At 39.3% G+C, this 17,142-nt stretch carries 17 protein-coding genes; 10 read left to right on the top strand and 7 right to left on the bottom strand.

Features of this window, described 5'->3' with window-relative positions; genetic code table 11:
* Positions 1 to 67 precede the first annotated feature (67 nt).
* From QL995_RS12805 to QL995_RS12790, 4 genes are all read right to left on the bottom strand, one after another.
* A complete protein-coding gene (locus tag QL995_RS12805) occupies positions 68 to 1,393 on the bottom strand; it encodes a leucine-rich repeat-containing protein kinase family protein (protein ID WP_290294319.1) in 1,326 nt (441 codons plus the stop codon).
* Positions 1,394 to 1,434: 41 nt separating this feature from the next.
* Positions 1,435 to 2,148 (bottom strand): YebC/PmpR family DNA-binding transcriptional regulator, encoded by a 714-nt coding sequence (locus tag QL995_RS12800; protein WP_010555049.1) that lies wholly within the window; start codon positions 2,146 to 2,148, stop codon positions 1,435 to 1,437.
* Positions 2,149 to 2,417: 269 nt separating this feature from the next.
* Positions 2,418 to 4,496 carry a M13 family metallopeptidase gene (locus QL995_RS12795; RefSeq protein WP_290294318.1) on the bottom strand — a complete coding sequence of 693 codons (2,079 nt, stop codon included), beginning with the start codon at positions 4,494 to 4,496 and terminating at the stop codon, positions 2,418 to 2,420.
* A gap of 240 nt (positions 4,497 to 4,736) precedes the next feature.
* Complete coding sequence (locus QL995_RS12790; protein WP_290294317.1) at positions 4,737 to 6,515, bottom strand: ABC transporter ATP-binding protein/permease; 1,779 nt, start codon at positions 6,513 to 6,515, stop codon at positions 4,737 to 4,739.
* 108 nt (positions 6,516 to 6,623) lie between these two features.
* Here QL995_RS12790 and QL995_RS12785 point away from each other — a divergent pair, with 108 nt between their 5' ends.
* The 7 genes from QL995_RS12785 (at position 6,624) to QL995_RS12755 (ending at position 11,917) form a co-directional block, all read left to right on the top strand.
* Positions 6,624 to 7,085, top strand: coding sequence for a hypothetical protein (locus QL995_RS12785; protein WP_197151363.1), 462 nt, complete (start codon positions 6,624 to 6,626; stop codon positions 7,083 to 7,085).
* 108 nt (positions 7,086 to 7,193) lie between these two features.
* Positions 7,194 to 9,032, top strand: a complete 1,839-nt coding sequence (secD, locus tag QL995_RS12780; protein ID WP_290294316.1) for a protein translocase subunit SecD — start codon at positions 7,194 to 7,196, stop codon at positions 9,030 to 9,032.
* Positions 9,025 to 9,960, top strand: a complete 936-nt coding sequence (gene secF / locus QL995_RS12775; RefSeq protein WP_290294315.1) for a protein translocase subunit SecF — start codon at positions 9,025 to 9,027, stop codon at positions 9,958 to 9,960. The genes secD and secF overlap by 8 nt, the downstream gene beginning before the upstream one ends.
* 186 nt (positions 9,961 to 10,146) lie before the next feature.
* Positions 10,147 to 10,623 carry a GreA/GreB family elongation factor gene (locus QL995_RS12770; RefSeq protein ID WP_101217297.1) on the top strand — a complete coding sequence of 159 codons (477 nt, stop codon included), beginning with the start codon at positions 10,147 to 10,149 and terminating at the stop codon, positions 10,621 to 10,623.
* Between the two features lie 323 nt (positions 10,624 to 10,946).
* Positions 10,947 to 11,204 carry a type II toxin-antitoxin system Phd/YefM family antitoxin gene (locus QL995_RS12765; protein WP_010555056.1) on the top strand — a complete coding sequence of 86 codons (258 nt, stop codon included), beginning with the start codon at positions 10,947 to 10,949 and terminating at the stop codon, positions 11,202 to 11,204.
* Positions 11,192 to 11,509, top strand: a complete 318-nt coding sequence (locus QL995_RS12760; protein WP_024592928.1) for a type II toxin-antitoxin system RelE/ParE family toxin — start codon at positions 11,192 to 11,194, stop codon at positions 11,507 to 11,509. The genes QL995_RS12765 and QL995_RS12760 overlap by 13 nt, the downstream gene beginning before the upstream one ends.
* Positions 11,510 to 11,707: 198 nt before the next feature.
* A complete protein-coding gene (locus tag QL995_RS12755) occupies positions 11,708 to 11,917 on the top strand; it encodes a zinc ribbon domain-containing protein (protein ID WP_007582647.1) in 210 nt (69 codons plus the stop codon).
* 270 nt (positions 11,918 to 12,187) lie between these two features.
* Here QL995_RS12755 and QL995_RS12750 read toward each other — a convergent pair whose 3' ends face one another.
* A complete protein-coding gene (locus QL995_RS12750) occupies positions 12,188 to 12,526 on the bottom strand; it encodes a zinc ribbon domain-containing protein YjdM (RefSeq protein ID WP_101217298.1) in 339 nt (112 codons plus the stop codon).
* Between the two features lie 293 nt (positions 12,527 to 12,819).
* Here QL995_RS12750 and QL995_RS12745 point away from each other — a divergent pair, with 293 nt between their 5' ends.
* Genes QL995_RS12745 through QL995_RS12735 form a run of 3 tightly spaced genes read left to right on the top strand, consistent with a single transcriptional unit; the run spans position 12,820 to position 15,852 of the window.
* Positions 12,820 to 14,214 carry a RimK family protein gene (locus QL995_RS12745; protein ID WP_169060176.1) on the top strand — a complete coding sequence of 465 codons (1,395 nt, stop codon included), beginning with the start codon at positions 12,820 to 12,822 and terminating at the stop codon, positions 14,212 to 14,214.
* A 4-nt stretch (positions 14,215 to 14,218) separates the two neighbouring features.
* On the top strand, positions 14,219 to 15,331 hold the full coding sequence (locus QL995_RS12740; RefSeq protein ID WP_290294313.1) for a GNAT family N-acetyltransferase/peptidase C39 family protein: 1,113 nt from the start codon (positions 14,219 to 14,221) through the stop codon (positions 15,329 to 15,331).
* 8 nt (positions 15,332 to 15,339) lie between these two features.
* A complete protein-coding gene (locus tag QL995_RS12735) occupies positions 15,340 to 15,852 on the top strand; it encodes an MgtC/SapB family protein (protein WP_007582656.1) in 513 nt (170 codons plus the stop codon).
* Positions 15,853 to 15,868: 16 nt separating this feature from the next.
* Here the strand turns inward: QL995_RS12735 and QL995_RS12730 are convergent, their stop codons facing one another.
* The gene (locus tag QL995_RS12730; RefSeq protein ID WP_290294312.1) at positions 15,869 to 16,687 is read right to left on the bottom strand and encodes an EAL domain-containing protein; all 819 of its coding nucleotides are present in this window, start codon (positions 16,685 to 16,687) and stop codon (positions 15,869 to 15,871) included.
* 157 nt (positions 16,688 to 16,844) lie between these two features.
* Complete coding sequence (locus QL995_RS12725) at positions 16,845 to 17,093, bottom strand: hypothetical protein (protein ID WP_290294311.1); 249 nt, start codon at positions 17,091 to 17,093, stop codon at positions 16,845 to 16,847.
* Positions 17,094 to 17,142 lie beyond the last annotated feature (49 nt).

Below are 17,142 nucleotides of genomic sequence, written 5' to 3'. Positions count from 1 at the left end.
TTTAATAAACATAAACTAAAAAAGTAGCAACGTGCTACGCGTTGCTCTTTTTTATAACTCTACTTAATTATATATTTAGCTCTTCTAATAACTCAGTAAATGTAGGTCTTTGATTTAATGAAGGTTGCATAGCACACTTTGCCATATCGGACATTTCATCAAATAGCTCACTTTGCCTATCATCACCGGTTACCGTGCCTAATAAGTCTTCAATTAAACAGCCCAAAGCCCTTACTTCTATCCACTCTAGTTGCTTTTGTTGATACTCACTTAGCTTCGTTAAATTAGTTGCAGCACCAAAATCACCAAACAGAACGTCATGGTTTTGGTTAACCATAGTGTTATGCGCATAAATGTCGCCGTGACTTACTTTACGAACATGTAAGTGATGCAGTGTACTTACCATTTGCTGTGCAATTTTTAAAATAGCGTGAGTTGAGTAATGGCAATCATTGTTAAAGGTATCACGCGTACAGGTTTCAAGGCTTGGAGGCAGGCCTAAATTAGCAAAGCTTTTATCTATTAGCTCCATCACTAAACCTAACTGATCACTTTGTTCAATGTAGGCAAGTACTTTAATTAAATTAGCGTGATCGCCTGCTTGTAAGCAGCAATTCACTTCATCAAGCGGGTAGCCGTCGCTGGTAATTGCACCTTTAAATAATTTAATCGCTACAGCGCTATCAGCAGCTTGCGCTAAATGAATAACGCCCGATGCACCTTGGCCAATAACATGACTAAGTGTGTAATCGTTAAGCGGGTTATTTTCTAAGCTGCACTTTGTAAGGCACTGGGCTTTATTAAAATCGTTACCGGCAAACGCAAGCCAAGCAAGTTTAGGCAGTTCAAACAGCCAGTCGTCTACGTGTGTTAAGTTATTAGCAGAGAGCCTAACAAGCTCGAGGTTTTTACACTGCGCCATGCTACTTGGCAGTTGCTTAAGTTGATTGCCCGCAAGCGCGAGCTTTATAAGTTGGGTAAATTGGCCAAAACTTTGCGGTAGCTCAGTAATATTATTATCGGTGAGGATGAGCCATTCAATATTTTTTGGTAAACAATAATCACTAAACTCAGTTATTTTACAGCCTTTAAATGCAACCATTATCAGAGCAGGGCATTTAGCTAAAACCGCAGGAATATGCTTAAACTGATTAAACGATAAAAATACACGCTTAAGGTGTGTTAAGCAGGCAAATTCATCAGGTAGTGTTGATAAGTTATTATTTGATAAATCGAGAACTTCAAGCGTGTCAGCTAAGCTAAAAATCTCTTCCGGGAATATTGTTAGCTCTTCTACTAATTGCAGGCGAGTAGCACCAGCAAGTTTGCCACTTTTAAGCTCTTTAAGGGAGTTCATATTAATACCATGTTCTAAAAATGAAAAAGCCAACATAGCTGTTGGCTTAAAGTCGTTCTAACTTACTAAATCGCTCTTTAGAATTGCGCGTTATGGTAAACGTTTTGTACGTCGTCGCAATCTTCTAACATTGCTAAAAAGCGTTCCATAACTTCAACGTCTTCGCCTTCAATCGGCGTTTCAATTTGTGGCACAAAGCTAATTAGGTCTTCGTCAAATTCAGTCACACCCATTTCTTCAAGCGCTGTACGCGTATTGTTGTACTCTGTGTGAGGAGCAAAAACAGTAACTTTACCGTCATCAACTTCTACGTCAGTTACATCAACATCAGCCATCATAAGAGCTTCAAGTACTGCTTCGTCGTCATCACCGTCAAATACAAAAATAGCAAGGTGATCAAATAAATGTGAAACAGAGTTTTGAGCGCCAATTTTAGCATTTGCTTTGGTAAAACAAACACGTACATCAGCAAAGGTACGCTTGTTATTGTCTGTTAAACAATCAACAATAATCATACAGTTACCTGGGCCGTAACCTTCGTAACGTGTTGCTGAGTAGTCTTCGCCGCCGCCGCCTTTTGCTTTGTCGATTGCGCGGTCAATAACGTGTGCTGGCACTTGGTCTTTTTTAGCGCGTTCAATTAAACGACGTAATGATAAGTTACCATCTGGATCTACACCGCCGTTTTTAGCACAAATATAAATTTCTTTGCCGTACTTAGAATAAACTTTAGTTTTAGCACCCGCAGTCTTAGCCATTGAATCTTTTTTGTTTTGGTAAGCTCTTCCCATCTGCGTTTCGCCTTAATATATGTAAATAATAGAATAAAATTATAATGCGTATTCTAAAGGTAAATGCATTCAAGGGCTAGTAAGTATTAAAACAGATTAGAACAGCCGCGTTTAAAAACCATCTAAAATACGTTTTATTGAGGCGTCTTGGTACTGACTTAAAGAAGGTTTAAGAGCAAATTTAACCCAATAAAAAGGCAACTCACTTAATGAGTTGCCTAATTGAGTAATATAATTACACGAGGCAAATTAATAGCCTCATATACTAGTTACCAAATACGTACACGTTCATCTTCAGGAAGGTATAACTCATCGCCTGGTTTTACATCAAACGCTTTGTACCATGCATCGTGGTTGCGTGGTGCTTGTGCTCTAAAGCGACCTGGGGCATGTGTGCCACCACGAAGTTGGTTAAGCATGCTTTGCTCAGTACGTTTTTCTTTCCATACTTGTGCCCACGCAAGGAAGAAACGTTGATCGCCAGTCACGCCGTCTATTACAGGCGCTTCTTTACCATTTAAACTTAGCTTGTACGCGTGATAGGCCATTGATAAGCCACCTACATCACCAATGTTTTCGCCAAGGCTATTTCGTCCATTTACAAAGTTACCTTCGATTGGCTCGTATTTACTGTACTGCGCAGCCAGTTGATCGGCTTTTTTGTCAAATGCAGCGCGGTCAGCATCAGTCCACCAGTTACGTTGTACACCGTTTTCGTCTGATTTTGAACCCTGATCGTCAAATCCATGACCCATTTCGTGACCAATTACAGCGCCAATACCGCCATAGTTTACAGCCGGATCGGCATTTGGATCGAAAAACGGTGGTTGTAGTATCGCAGCCGGAAATACAATTTCATTAAACGAGCTATTGTAGTAAGCGTTTACGCGTTGTGGCGTCATGCCCCAGCGGTTACGGTCTGTTTTTTGTAGCTCTTTTTCAACACTTTCTGCGTGGAAAAACTCACGCATGTTTTTCACATTACCAATCAAATCGTTTTTAGTAATGCTTAAACCTTCATAAGACTGCCAAACATCGGGGTAACCAATTTTTGGTACAAATGCAGCAAGCTTAGCGCGCGCATTTACTTTAGTTGCATCACCCATCCACTCAAGGTTATCAATACGTTCACCCAGGGCTTTACGAAGGTTTTCAACCAGCTCTGACATTTGTTGTTTTGATGACTCAGGGAAGTAACGCGCTACGTATATTTTACCAATAGCAAAACCAAGCGAACTTGTGCCCGACATTTCACTGATTGCACGTTTCCAACGAGGGCGAGGCTCTTGCTGTCCGTTTAGTTCTTTACCAAAAAAAGCAAAGTTAGTATTAAATACGTCTTCTGATAGTAAACCTGCGTTACCGCTAATAGCGTGATACGTTAGGTAGTCTTTCCATACTGCAATATCTTCTTGATTGATTAGCTCAATCATCGCTTTTATTGGTTCAGGCTGAGATACATTTAACTGAGGTACTTTATAGCCTGTTTGCGCAAAATATAAATCCCAGTTAAAGCCAGGATAAGCAGTGCTTAAATCGGCACGTTCAATTTGGTTTAGGGTTAAATCGCGATTACGGCGCTTTTCACGTGGCCAGTGACCTTGTGCAATTTTGGTTTCAAGATCAACAATTGCTTGAGCACGCTCTGCGCTATTTTCGACTCCTGTAAACTCAAGCATGTCAGCAATGTGAGCAACATAAGCTGTACGGGTTTTTACAAAGCGCTCAGCGTCTTCAAGGTAGTAAGAGCGATCTGGTAAGCCTAAACCACCAGCACCTAGTGACATTTCATATTTGTTAGGGTCTAGGCGATTAAACCACATACCGCCGCCAAAAGGGGCTTTATTACCGGTTAACCAAGACTTACCAAACATTTCAGCTAAATCGTCAGTCGACGATATATCATTAATTTCACTTAACAATGGCTTAATAGGCGCTACACCTAGTTTATTAAGTGTTTCGGTATCCATATAGGCATTGTAAAAATCAGCAACGAGTTTTTCTTCTGCGTTTAAATCTTTACGTGCGGCTATTTCTTCAATAATAGCTTTAACATCGTCTTCACTGCGCTCAGCTAATCCTGAAAATGCACCGTAGCGGGTTTTATCTGCAGGCATTACGTAGTTGTCATACCACGTGCCACTGGCATACATAAAAAAGTCATCGCCTGGTTTCACGGCTTCGTTACGGGCTGTTAGGTCAACACCAAAACTGCCTAACTCTGCTTTTTCTGTTACTGCTGCAGTGGCTACTTTAGATTGTTGCTCGTCTGTTTTTGTTGTTTGCGGCTCTGAACAACCGGTAATAAATGTGGCAGCTAATGCTGCGGCAATTAAACTCTTTTTCATTACTTACTCCTGAGTATCACTGATTGAATTAAAGCAGCAGTGAATCATTTTTATTGTTACGAATATTTAACTTATCGATTGTTATTGATATTAATCATACAAACAAACCTTTTGAGGTGAATCACCACAGTGCTCGATAAAACTAATATAGAGGAAAAGAAAAAGGCTAATAGGTGCTATAAAAGCTTTATTTAGCTCGAATACTTGAAAGTATCCGAGCTAAGAGGGGTTACACACTATTTATTTTTTATGCTGAAGCTCCCACATACGGGCATATTCTCCGGCGAATGTAAGTAACTCATCGTGTTTACCTTGCTCAATAATTTTTCCGGCTTTGAGCACAATAATAGTGTCTGCATCGGTAATAGTAGAAAGGCGATGAGCAATAACAACGCTCGTATGGTTACTGGCAACTTCACGCATTGCTGCGAGTATTGCTTGCTCAGAATGAGAATCGAGTGCAGATGTTGCTTCATCAAAAATTAAAATAGGGGATTTTTTCAAAATGGCGCGCGCAATAGCAATACGCTGTTTTTCGCCGCCGGATACTTTTAAACCGCGCTCGCCAACCAGCGTTTTATCGCCTTTATCAAGTGTTGCTATAAAGTCTTTTAAATGCGCCATAGCGATGGCTTCGTCAATTTCAGCATCGCTTGCTGATGGTCTACCGTAAGCGATATTTTCACGAATGGTGGTGTTAAACAGCACAGTATCTTGCGGGACTATTGCAATGGCTTTTCGTAAACTATTAAGTGTTACTGAGTTTATAGCTTGATTATCAATACTAATTTCACCAGCGCTTACATCATAAAAACGATAAAGCAGTCGTGCTAATGAGCTTTTACCAGCACCACTGGCACCAACAATGGCTACTTTGCTGCCTGCTTTAACGCTAAAGCTAAGGTTATTAAGAATAGGGCGATGGGTATCGTAACTAAAATTTACATTATTAAATGTTATTTCACCTTGGCTAATATTGAGCTCTTTAGCATTAAGTGCATCGGTTATTTGTGGTTTTTTGTTAAGTAGCCCAAGCATGTTTTCAAGGTCGGTTAGGGCGCGTCTTATTTCGCGGTACACAAAACCTAAAAAGTTAAGTGGTAAAAATAGCTGAATCATATACGCGTTAATCATCACAAGTTCACCAATAGAGAGTGTACCTGCAACTACCTCGGTTGAGCCCAACCACATTAAAGCGGTAATAGCACAAGCGATAATAAGTGCTTGGCCTGAGTTAAGAGCGAGCAACGACATTCTATTTTTTAAACGGGCTTTTTCCCAGTTTGCTAAAAAGGTGTCGTACGTTTTTGCTTCAAACTGTTCGTTATTAAAATACTTTACAGTTTCATAATTAAGCAAGCTGTCTATTGCGCGGGTATTACTTTGATTGTCGGCAGCATTTGCTTCTCTAATAAAGCGGTTTCTCCACTGGGTAACCACCACAGTAAAGGTAATATAAATAGCGACTGCCAGTAATGTAATAAGCGCAAACCAAACAGAAAACAACGTGCCAAAAATAATCGCAACGGTCAGTATTTCAAACAAAGTCGGCACAATATTAAACATTAAAAAGCGCATTAAAAAGCTTAACCCGCTCGTACCGCGTTCTATATCGCGGCTAATGCCACCGGTTTGCCTATCTAAATGAAAAGCCAGCTCAAGTGAGTGCAAATGCTTAAATACTTTTAAACCAATATCGCGCATGGCGTGTTCGGTAACGCGAGAAAATACAGCATCTCTTATTTCACCTAAAAATACGCTAGCAAAACGCAGCGCGCCGTACATCAATAACAATAAAGCAGGAATAACTAACAGTGGGTTAATTGACTTATCTACAGAGTCTATTATTTCTTTAAGCGCCCAAGGCATTAAAAGCGTGGCAGCTTTTGCGCCTATAAGCGCCATAAGTGCAATAAAAACACGGCCTTTAAATTTTGTAAGGTAGGGCCACAGTGTTTTTACACTTTGGCGTAAATTCATGGCGTCTGGTCGTTTTTCACTGCTTTGTCTGGGGCGCATTAAAAGTCTCAGTAAAATTAAATTAGATAGTAAATAGCTAAGGGCTATTGTATTTCAAATACTAGCCCTTATATACTACGCATCCCTTATTTTAGTTTTAAAACGTGAATGTTTAAATTTAGAGTGTTTTTAACTGCCTTTTTGCTACTTGCTGCACTTTTTAGTGTGCAGAGCAATGCTATGGGCGCCTCACAAAATTTAAATATCAATATTAGTACGCAGGTTTCGCTTACTGATATTGGCGATTTAACTAAAATACAGCCTATTAGTAAGTCTGTAGATACTTCGCAACATAAAAAAACGCATCAAACCGATTTTGACGCGCACCAACCAAGGTTAACTGCCAATAATTCATCATTGTTTTTGCACACTGTTCAAAGTGAGCCAGAATACGATGTGGTTTTTGAATTTTTTGCTCAAAATCTTGTTAGGCATATATTTTTAAAACCACGCGCTGTTAACCCTATACAACCTTGGTATACGTTTGTAACTAATAGTAAAAAGTCGCGTTTGAGTGGCTGGAAAGACGTTAACTTACTCTACAAAGCTGTAACTACCTACCACGCTTAATTTTCCTTATTTAATTTTATTAGGTTTTAACTTTTAAAGTTTTAGCCTGCAGATTAATTGTGCTTTTAAAAAGTACGTTGCTAGCTTTGCTGGCAATAAGGATTCAACATGTTAAGTTTTAAAAAAGATAAAAAGCCGTCTACGGCTAAGTTCAAATTAAGCTATATCGCCATGCTAATTGTATTGGTTTTATTAGCTATCAGCGCATTACCAAACCTATATCCAAATAAATCGTGGTTGCACGTAAGTAGTACGCCGCACAGCGAAACGCAATCTTTACCGAGCACTAAAACGCTAGTTACTTTTTTAAATAAACAAGGGCTAGAGGTTGAGCAGGGTTTAGATAAGCAATCCACTATTAATATACTTTTAAACGAGCCAACTAAAAGCGCTCAGGCGCAAGCGGCTATAAAAGCGCAATATCCAAACACGCAAGTTAAAATTGTTGAGCATGCAACCAGCCCAACATGGTTACAAGATTTTGGTTTATCACCAATAAAGCTGGGCCTTGATTTAAATGGCGGTGTGCTATTTGTACTAGACGTAGATTTAGATAAAGCCGTTGATGAGCAATTAGTCAGTGCGTATCAACAAGCTAAATCAATCATCATTAAGCAAAAAGCACATGGCGTAAAAGCGCAGCAAACTCAGCAAGGGTTTGAAATAAACGCATTGCCTAATGCAACCGACAAGTTAACCCCAGTTATTGAAGAGCTACAAAGCCGATTTGCTAATTTAGCCGTTGTAACAAGCAATAACGGCAGCGTTAAAACTGCCAAATTTAGTTATTCGGAGCAAGGCCGCAGCAGCTTTGATAAAGAAGTAATGGGGCAAACACTCACAACCCTTCGTTCACGTATTGAAGAGTTAGGCATTACCGAAGCGGTAACACAGCGCCAAGGAAAGCACCGCATTCGTATAGAGCTACCAGGCGTGCAAGATCCAACCGAAGCAAAACGTATTATTGGTGCAACCGCATCGCTTGGTTTTTATCAATTAAAAGAAATAGGCGGGCAAACATTTAATATGCAATCGGGCGGAACGATAAAGCTCGATCCTGTGCCAATTTTTACAGGGGACCATATTAATAATGCAAACATAGGCCGCGACGATTGGGGTAAACCACTTGTACAACTGAGCCTAGACGGCCAAGGTGGGGATGCAATGTCGGCGTTTTCAAAAGCCAATATTGGTAAGCCAATGGCGACGGTCTACTCTGAGTATTCTCAAAACGCTAAAGGCGAAGTAGTTAAAAAAAGCGAAGTTATTAACGTTGCCAATATTGCTCAGCATTTAAGTTCGCGTTTTAGTATTACCAATATGAAAAGCCAACAAGCGGCAGCCGATCTGGCATTATTACTACGTGCAGGCTCGCTTACAGCGCCCGTTACAATTGTGCACGAACAAACAATAGGGCCAAGCCTCGGCAGCGAAAATATTAGTAATGGCTTAGCCGCGCTTATGTTAGGCATGGGTATTACGCTTGCATTTATGGCGCTTTGGTATCGCCGTTTAGGCCTTATTGCAAACGTAGCACTTATATTAAATTTAACGTCGCTTGTGGGCTTAATGTCATTATTACCAGGGGTTGTGTTAACGCTTCCGGGTATTGCAGGCTTGGTGCTAACCATAGGTATGGCGGTAGACACTAACGTAATAATATTTGAACGCATTAAAGAAGAACGTCGCCAAGGCCGTGCACCATATCAAGCTATTCAAGAGGGTTATAAACAAGCCGCAAATACAATACTTGATGCCAATATAACCACCATGATCACCGCACTTATCTTATATGGCATAGGCTACGGGCCCGTTAAAGGTTTTGCTATTACACTCGCACTGGGGCTTTTAACGTCTGTATTTACAGGTGTGTACGTATCAAAAATATTAAGCCAAACGTTGTATTTAAAAATGGGTAAAAAAGCAGGAGTAAAAGCACATGCTTAATTATTTTTTGAAAGGTGAAAAGGGCACACGTTTACGCTTTATGGGTATGCTTTTAAGTGCCATTTTAGTGCTGCTATCCGTATTTACGCTTACGCAAAAAGGTCTAAATTTTGGCCTAGATTTTACCGGCGGTTATTTAACTGAGTTTACAACCAGCCAAAGTGTTGAACTAAAAGAGCTTCAATCGTTTATTGCTAAAAATCACAACGGTGAGTTTGAGCTAACCGCGCAAGGTAATAGTCATTTTCAATTAAGAGAAGCGCCAAGTGCATCAACAACAGCTAATAGCCTTGATTGGCAAAGCGCTGTTACACAAGACGATGATATAAACGCACAGGTATTATCGTCAGCTTATATTGGCTCACAAGTGGGCGATGAGTTATTTGATCAAGGCTGTTTAGCAATGTTTGCTGCAATGATTGCGGTAATGATTTACCTTGCAGTGCGTTTTGAATGGCGCTTAGCACTCGGCTCTGTGGTTGCGCTAGTGCACGATTTAATACTCGTACTTGGGTTATTTTCACTATTACAAATTGAGTTTAACCTGACCGTGCTGGCAAGTTTACTGGCTATTATTGGTTACTCACTTAACGACTCAATAATAGTAGGGGATAGAGTACGCGAGCTTTTACGTGTTCAATCAAATAATGTACTTAGCCCAGCGACTATTATTAATAATGCGATTAAAAGCACACTAACGCGCACCTTAATAACGTCGGGTACCACACTTGCAACGGTTGCGAGCGTTTGGCTACTTGCAGGCGCACCACTGCAAGGCTTTGCTATTGCATTATTTACCGGCATTGTAGTGGGTACGTTCTCGTCTATTTGTATAGCGGCAACCTTGCCAGAGTTATTGGGCTTAAGCGCTAAAAACTACGAAGTTAAAGTTGATGCCCACACGCAAACATTATTAGATATGCCATAAGGCTTTTAAATAAAATACAAGCAAAGAGCCGTACCAACCAATCAATGGCTCTTTGTTAGTTTAATGCAAATTTAAGCCCGGCTAGTATTCCCACCAAGCTTGCGGGGTTTAAAACAATGGTTTTAAGCCCCGCAAAAATGTTAAACTAGCTGCCTTATTTTTACAGCCTGTATTGTACTAATCCCCATGAATAAAACCCACGTTATCGAACATCTTCGCTTTGCGCTAGAAGCGCAGCTTACAACAGCAAAAGTAGCGGCAAAAACTGCGCACGACACCGCCACACATGAAGAAAACATAGCCGAAAATAAATACGATACTCTAGGGCTCGAAGCCGCTTATTTAGCACAAGGCCAAGCTCAGCGCGTAAACGATTGCTATAAAAGCATAGAATTGTTCGAACCTGCCTTTAATGAAAAACCAACCGACAAAATAGCTATCGGTTCGCTGGTGTGTCTAGAAGATGATAACGCAGCCCAAAAATGGTTTTATTTAGGCCCCGCAGCTGGTGGGTTAACAGTAAACGTTAAACAGCACGCAATTGCTGTAGTAACACTCGGCGCACCAATGGGTAAGCAGTTATTAAATAAACAGATTGATGATGAAATTACGTTAACAATTGCAGGTAAAGCCCACGAATACGTGGTGGTAGAGATCTTATAAAGCTTTGGTTTTTAAGAGAAGCGTTTGCTGACAAAGCTATGCCAACGTAATAATCGCTTATTTATATTCATAAATTAATTGTCGGATGGCATGGCTCCGCCATTTATCCAACCTACAGCTATGCTTTTATAGCGTAACTTGGTGTGTATTTCAATTTGTGCAAAGGCATATAATGAGAAGTACCTAATAGTTTAAAAATGAGCAGGGTTGACGTTAGGTGCTCCCTTTTTAATTGATTTTAGTGGTTATACAGCCTCGTTAGTTGTATTTCCCAAGTTGGCTACTCGGTGCTACTATAGTGATACATTTGTTTGGGGATTATTATGAGAGTAGAACTAGTAACAACATTGAAGCGTCAAGCAACGAAGATATTATCTGAACTTCATTCCTCTAAAGAACCTGTGTTGATAACTGAACATGGACAACCATCTGCATACTTAGTAGATGTTGATGATTATGAATTTATGCAAAAGCGTATGCAAATTCTTGAGTCTCTTGCAAAAGGAGAGCAGGCAATAAGTCGTGGTGAAACCATGTCGAATGTTGAAGCTAAAGATAAAATGAATAAATGGCTGAAATAATTTGGACTAATCCAGCTTTGGATGATCTTAACGATATCGCTGAATATATCGCATTAAGCAATTTGCAGTCAGCGAAAAAATTGGTTTCCAAAATATTTGAAAAAGTTGAGCGTCTCGAACTCTTTCCTGAATCAGGTAAAAAACCAATTGAGTTAGCTAACCTAAATTATCTTGAACTGGTCGTGAATCCTTGTCGTATATTTTACAAAAAAGATAACGATAAAGTATATATTTTGCACGTAATGAGACAAGAACGAGACTTACGAAAATTTTTGTTGCTAACGCAATATACAGCTAACAAGTAGGTAATCCCTGAGTGAAATTAGTATGACCCCCATACTAATTATTATAAAAAGCAATTATTAAAAAGCCATCCAAACACCTATCAAAATTCCAACTTAACCAATATAAGAACTAAATTATAGTTTGTTTATTAAAAAAATTGCTACACACGTTCCTTAAGTGTTTAATATACCGTACATAAATAATATGGAGGTTGAAATATGAGACATAACAATTGGTCTTGCTCTAAGTGTAATAATAACGAATTTGATACCGGTGAAATAAGAGTTTCGGGTGGCTTTTGGTCAAGAATTTTTGATGTTCAAAATAAAAAGTACACCGCTGTGACATGCAGCCGATGTAGTTTTACTGAATTTTATAAAGGTTCATCATCAACACTTGGTAACGTATTTGATTTCTTTACTGGGTAATCAAAGCTTAAAAAGCACTTTAACTGAAATGTAAACTGATCGTTCAAGAGATACCTCCTCATTAAGGTGAGGAGGTTAAATGCTTAAATATACCTAAGCGATAATTCGCCCTATTAAATGTAGGTGGACCTTTAGATATACACAACTAATAGCAGTTAAACAAAATCTATTACACGCACTAATAATAGGCTTCAATAACAGACCATAAGGCTTGGGTGAATTTATTTTTATGATTTTTCATCTAACATCCTATATTTTAAATATCCAATTTTAGGTAGCTTTTTTCACAAATTTCGCTGTTACCATCATTTCGCCAATGCCATCTACTTTACAATCAAGTTCGTGATCTTTTTTATCAAGCACTCTTCTAACTACCGCTTTGGTGCCAATTTTAATTACTTGCGAGCTGCCTTTAATTTTTAAATCTTTGGCTACTGTCACTTTGTCACCATCATTTAGCAAAGTGCCATTGGCATCTTTAACTAAAATTGCGTGTTCATCGCTTGTATTATTAGGGTTCCACTCATGGGCGCACTCGGGGCAAACAAGCAGTTGTTGGTCCTCGTAAACATATTCACATTGGCATTTTGGGCAAGCAGGCAGCGACATTTTTAACTCTCATAAGGTATTGTTTTGCGTATTTTAATCTGCGTTATTAGTTAATCAATATTTTTTATCTTCACGCTAAAAATATCTCGTTTGTGCGTTTTTAAAAAAGGGCATATAAAGCACATGTCGCTTAAGCAATTTAAGCGCTAACTCGTACAGTAGGTACCTGTTAAAGCACCCATCATATTAAGTGATTCGCGCAATGCCCACTTAGTACGATGGGTGTTTCTATTTATAATGCTTAGTATTTTACTAAGCATGCTTTTTATATTTTGACTTAACTAGGAAAAGTCGTGTTTAAAACCTTAATTGTGGTTGATAACAACGAGCAAACGCTTGCTCAATCGTTCGAAAATGTAATTACGTTTAATACCTACTTACGTGATTACCCAAAACATAACGAACCAAAAACACGCATTATTAATCTGTGCGACTCAAGCCAATACTTGAGCAAAGGTTACTATTGCTCGTTACTTGCAGAGGCACGCAAGCACCAAGTTTTACCCAGTGTAAAAACCATTAATGCTCTTCGTAGTGGCCAAGCACCTATGTTAAATGTGGGCCAAATAGATGGCACACTTTACTTTGGCAATGCCCAAAATGATTTACAATCAAAAGCGGCAAAGTCGGTATTTAAACAATACCCAGCGCCTATTTTATTTGTTGATGAGCAAGGCTTATTACAACAAGGCTCGATGTCGTCTTTAAGCGAGCAACAGTACAGCGAATTTGTAGCCAAGCTAGATAACTTTACTAAAACGCAGTGGCGTATTAGTTCGGTACAACGTCGTTTTAGATGGGACATGGCAATACTTGTTGATCATAACGAAAAAGTACCACCGAGTGATAAAGACGCCATTGCACGTTTTATTAAAGCAGCGGCTAAACATGGTATTAATGCACAAGCATTAAGCTTTGACGAAATTGATAACATTGCCCAGTTTGATGCGTTATTTATTCGCCAAACTACAGCGATTGACCATCCAACGTACCGCCTTGCAAGCAAAGCGCAAAGCCTGGGTTTAGTGGTTATTGACGATGCTGAGTCTATTTTACGTTGTTGTAATAAAGTGTATTTACACGATGCTTTTAATTATCAAAAAGTGCCAAGTTTAAAAACGGTTGTAGTGGCTGATCAAGCAAATGAAACGCTTGAGCAATTAGAAGAAGCGTTTACGTATCCGCTTGTTTTAAAAATGCCTGAAGGGTCGTTCTCAAAAGGTGTGTTTAAAGTTTCAAACCGTGATGAGCTTGCCGCTAAGCTTACAGAGCTGTTTGAATATAGCGCATTAGTGCTTGCACAAGAGTACATGTATACCGAATACGATTGGCGAGTGGGTGTGTTAAATGGCCGTGCAATTTATGCATGCCGCTATTTAATGGCGCGTAACCATTGGCAAATTTATAACCACGACGCGAAACGGTTTTTCTCTGGCGGCTTTGAAACTCTACCAACCTTTGAGTTACCAAAAGCGGTATTAGATGCAGCATTAAAAGCATGTAAAACAGTGGGTAGGGGTTTATATGGCGTAGATGTTAAAGAGCATCAAGGCAAAGCATACGTGCTTGAAGTAAACGACAACCCAAGTATTGATCACAAAGTAGAAGACGGCTATTTAGGCGATGAGTTATACATGATCATTATGGATGAGTTTAAACAACGCTTAGAAGCACGAGGCCGTGGGTAATAACATGAGCAACCTTGTTATTCGAAAGGCGCTTAGCAGTGATTTGAACGCACTGATTGACGTTGAAAACGCCTGCTTTAATAACGATAAATTAAGCCCGCGTAGTCTAAAGCGCTGGCTTAGTGCAAAACACGGTATTTTGCTCGTTGCAGAAAATGGCGAGCAAGTATGTGGATATGGGCTAGTGTGGTGCCATAAAGGCACGCGTTTAGCGCGTTTATATTCGCTTGCTGTAAAACCCACAATGCAAGGTAAGGGGATTGCAAAAGCACTGCTTACTAGCCTAGAAAAAGAAACGTGTGAGCGGGCTCGTATTTACCTTCGTTTAGAAGTGGCTGTAAATAACGAAGGTGCGATTGGGCTTTATAAAAGCTTAGGCTACAGAGTATTTGGTCAATATAGCGATTATTACGACGACCACAGTGACGCACTACGAATGCAAAAAAACATTCGACAAACGAGTGAGTTAAAAGTGGCGCGTTTAACGCCGTGGTATCAGCAAACTACCGAGTTTACGTGCGGACCTGCTGCACTATTAATGGCAATGGGCGCACTTGAGCCTACTACTGAGCTTAGCCAATCACATGAGCTGGCACTTTGGCGTGAAGGTACCACCATTTTTATGACATCGGGTCATGGAGGGTGCCATCCATTTGGTTTGGCACTTGCCGCTAATAAGCGTGGTTTTAAAAGCGAAGTAATGGTTAATACCACCGAGCCTTTGTTTTTAGATGGCGTACGCAACGAGAACAAAAAAGTGGTACTTGCCACCGTGCATCAACAATTTGTAGATGGTATTGCACAAGCAAATATACCGCTTACACATAAAGATGTAGAGCTTGAGCATATTGAGCAGTGGTTAAGTAAAGGCTTTAGTGTGCTGTTATTAATTAGCACATATAGTTTTGATGGTAAAAAATCACCACATTGGGTGTGTGTTACGCACCTTGATGAGCATTGCGTGTATGTTCACGATCCGTTTTGTGAGCCCGGTAACGATAAACAGCTCGCAATAGATTGCCAGTATGTACCTATTGCACGAAGTGATTTTAGTAAAATGTCAGCGTTTGGTAGCCAACGTTTAAGAACGGCGGTGGCTATAGCTAATAAAATATAAGGTTAACAGTGACTTTTTTAGATTTAATTGATGTAGCCCCGTATTCGTGGGCAGCTATTGGTACTGCGGCTTTTTGCGGTGCCATTATTGGTATAGAGCGCCAGTTGCGCGGCAAACCTGTAGGTATTCGTACCTCTGCGTTAATAACTTTGGGTACGTATTTGTTTTTATCCACTGCGTTTAATTTACAAGGGGATGTAATAGATCATTCTCGTGTAGTGGGGCAAATAATTACAGGTATTGGCTTTTTAGGGGCAGGCGTTATGCTCGCAAAAGATGGTGCGGTAGTTGGCGTTACATCAGCTGCAACCATTTGGGTGCTTGCATCAATAGGCGTTATGATAGCGACCGAAAACCTTGGCGCTGCAATAAAACTCTCGGTGCTGGTGGTCGGTATTTTATACGGTGTTGACGTACTTGAGGCTAAATTTAAAAGCTTAAGCAAAGGCGTACACACTAAAGTAAAAAACTATCAAAAGCGCTATTATCGAAAGGAATTTAACGACACAGAACGCCACTAAAAGTGGCGTTTTTTAATTAGAGCGTAATTGTTTGATATTGGATGGCATCTTCAATAGGAGCTGGGCGCCCAATAAAATAGCCTTGTACGTTATCAACGCCTAGTTTTCTGAGTGTGTTTAATTCATCTTGATTTTCTATACCCTCAGCTACAATTGAGCAATTAATAGCTTTAACAAATCCGCATAGTGCTTTAGCTAATAAAAACTTTCTACGGTCTGTGTTTATATTTTGAGTGAGGCTTATGTCTAACTTAATGATATCTGCCTCTAATTCTAAAATATGCTGAAAAGATGAAAATCCAGCACCTACATCATCGATAGCTAGCTTTAAACCCCGGTTTCTTAATGGTCGAAGTGCGGTTCTCATAGCTTGGTAGTCTAAAATAGGTGAATGTTCAGTCACTTCTAAAATTATTCTATTACAATCAATGCTTTGTAATACTTTGTCTATTGAGCCTGATAAAATATGCTGAGGTGAAGTATTTATAGTGATATAAGCTTTTTCATCAAATTGATCTAAGCAATGTAATGTATTTTGTATAGCAAGTATTTCTAATGCTTCTCCTAAACCCAGTTTTTCAGCATCTTTAAACCAAATATCAGGTGTTTTATAGGGTTCAATAAAAAAGCGTGACAGAGACTCATAACCCGAAAGTTGATTGGTTGATAAATTAAATATGGGCTGAAAATAAATCGTAATATCGTTTGTTTTTATAATATTTTCAATAAGCGACTTTGACTCATTATTTAAAATGTCAGATTGAACTTTTTTTTCGATTAACTCAGTAGCTATTTCAGAAATCAGCCTAAGAAATGACAAATCTCTGTCGTTCAAGGTATTGTCTAATACGGTTTTATAACAGCAAAAAGTTCCATAAATTTCCCGGTGGATAAGATAATGGGTACACCAATATAAGAGCCAATATTTAGCTTTTCTGTCACTGGCATGTTGCGGGTTATTGGATGCTCAAGAGTATTAGGGATTATTTGTTCTAGCTCGTTATCGGATATTTTTTACAGTAAGTTTCGCAAATTGGATCTGAATTACCTTCTGATACGCAGGTATTTGTAGTTTGGTTATCTAGCACTTTAAAAACGCGATCAGTATTGGTGAATTCTGAAATAAACGCGACTTCCATACTCAAATGTTTTCGTACAAGTGAAAGTAACTTTAATAACTTTGATTCAATAGAAGCATCGCTTTGTGGATCAAAAAGGTGCTTACTAAGTTTATCTCTCATGCAGTTACCTTGGTATGGCGTAAATTATATTATTGATAAGAGTATAATT

The sequence above is a fragment of the Pseudoalteromonas sp. APC 3358 genome, from assembly GCF_030408075.1.
GTDB classification, from domain to species: Bacteria; Pseudomonadota; Gammaproteobacteria; order Enterobacterales; family Alteromonadaceae; genus Pseudoalteromonas; species Pseudoalteromonas arctica.
The sequence above is the reverse complement of the archived record's forward strand: the minus strand, read 5'-3'. Positions and strand labels throughout refer to the sequence as shown.

Coding starts and splice junctions, on each gene's coding strand:
- QL995_RS12755 (WP_007582647.1), top strand. CDS start 11,708: ATGAGACATAACAATTGGTCTTGCTCTAAGTGTAATAATAACGAATTT.
- QL995_RS12765 (WP_010555056.1), top strand. CDS start 10,947: ATGAGAGTAGAACTAGTAACAACATTGAAGCGTCAAGCAACGAAGATA.
- QL995_RS12805 (WP_290294319.1), bottom strand. CDS start 1,393: ATGTTGGCTTTTTCATTTTTAGAACATGGTATTAATATGAACTCCCTT.
- QL995_RS12760 (WP_024592928.1), top strand. CDS start 11,192: ATGGCTGAAATAATTTGGACTAATCCAGCTTTGGATGATCTTAACGAT.
- secD (WP_290294316.1), top strand. CDS start 7,194: ATGTTAAGTTTTAAAAAAGATAAAAAGCCGTCTACGGCTAAGTTCAAA.
- QL995_RS12800 (WP_010555049.1), bottom strand. CDS start 2,148: ATGGGAAGAGCTTACCAAAACAAAAAAGATTCAATGGCTAAGACTGCG.
- secF (WP_290294315.1), top strand. CDS start 9,025: ATGCTTAATTATTTTTTGAAAGGTGAAAAGGGCACACGTTTACGCTTT.
- QL995_RS12750 (WP_101217298.1), bottom strand. CDS start 12,526: ATGTCGCTGCCTGCTTGCCCAAAATGCCAATGTGAATATGTTTACGAG.
- QL995_RS12725 (WP_290294311.1), bottom strand. CDS start 17,093: ATGAGAGATAAACTTAGTAAGCACCTTTTTGATCCACAAAGCGATGCT.
- QL995_RS12785 (WP_197151363.1), top strand. CDS start 6,624: ATGTTTAAATTTAGAGTGTTTTTAACTGCCTTTTTGCTACTTGCTGCA.
- QL995_RS12740 (WP_290294313.1), top strand. CDS start 14,219: ATGAGCAACCTTGTTATTCGAAAGGCGCTTAGCAGTGATTTGAACGCA.
- QL995_RS12790 (WP_290294317.1), bottom strand. CDS start 6,515: ATGCGCCCCAGACAAAGCAGTGAAAAACGACCAGACGCCATGAATTTA.
- QL995_RS12795 (WP_290294318.1), bottom strand. CDS start 4,496: ATGAAAAAGAGTTTAATTGCCGCAGCATTAGCTGCCACATTTATTACC.
- QL995_RS12770 (WP_101217297.1), top strand. CDS start 10,147: ATGAATAAAACCCACGTTATCGAACATCTTCGCTTTGCGCTAGAAGCG.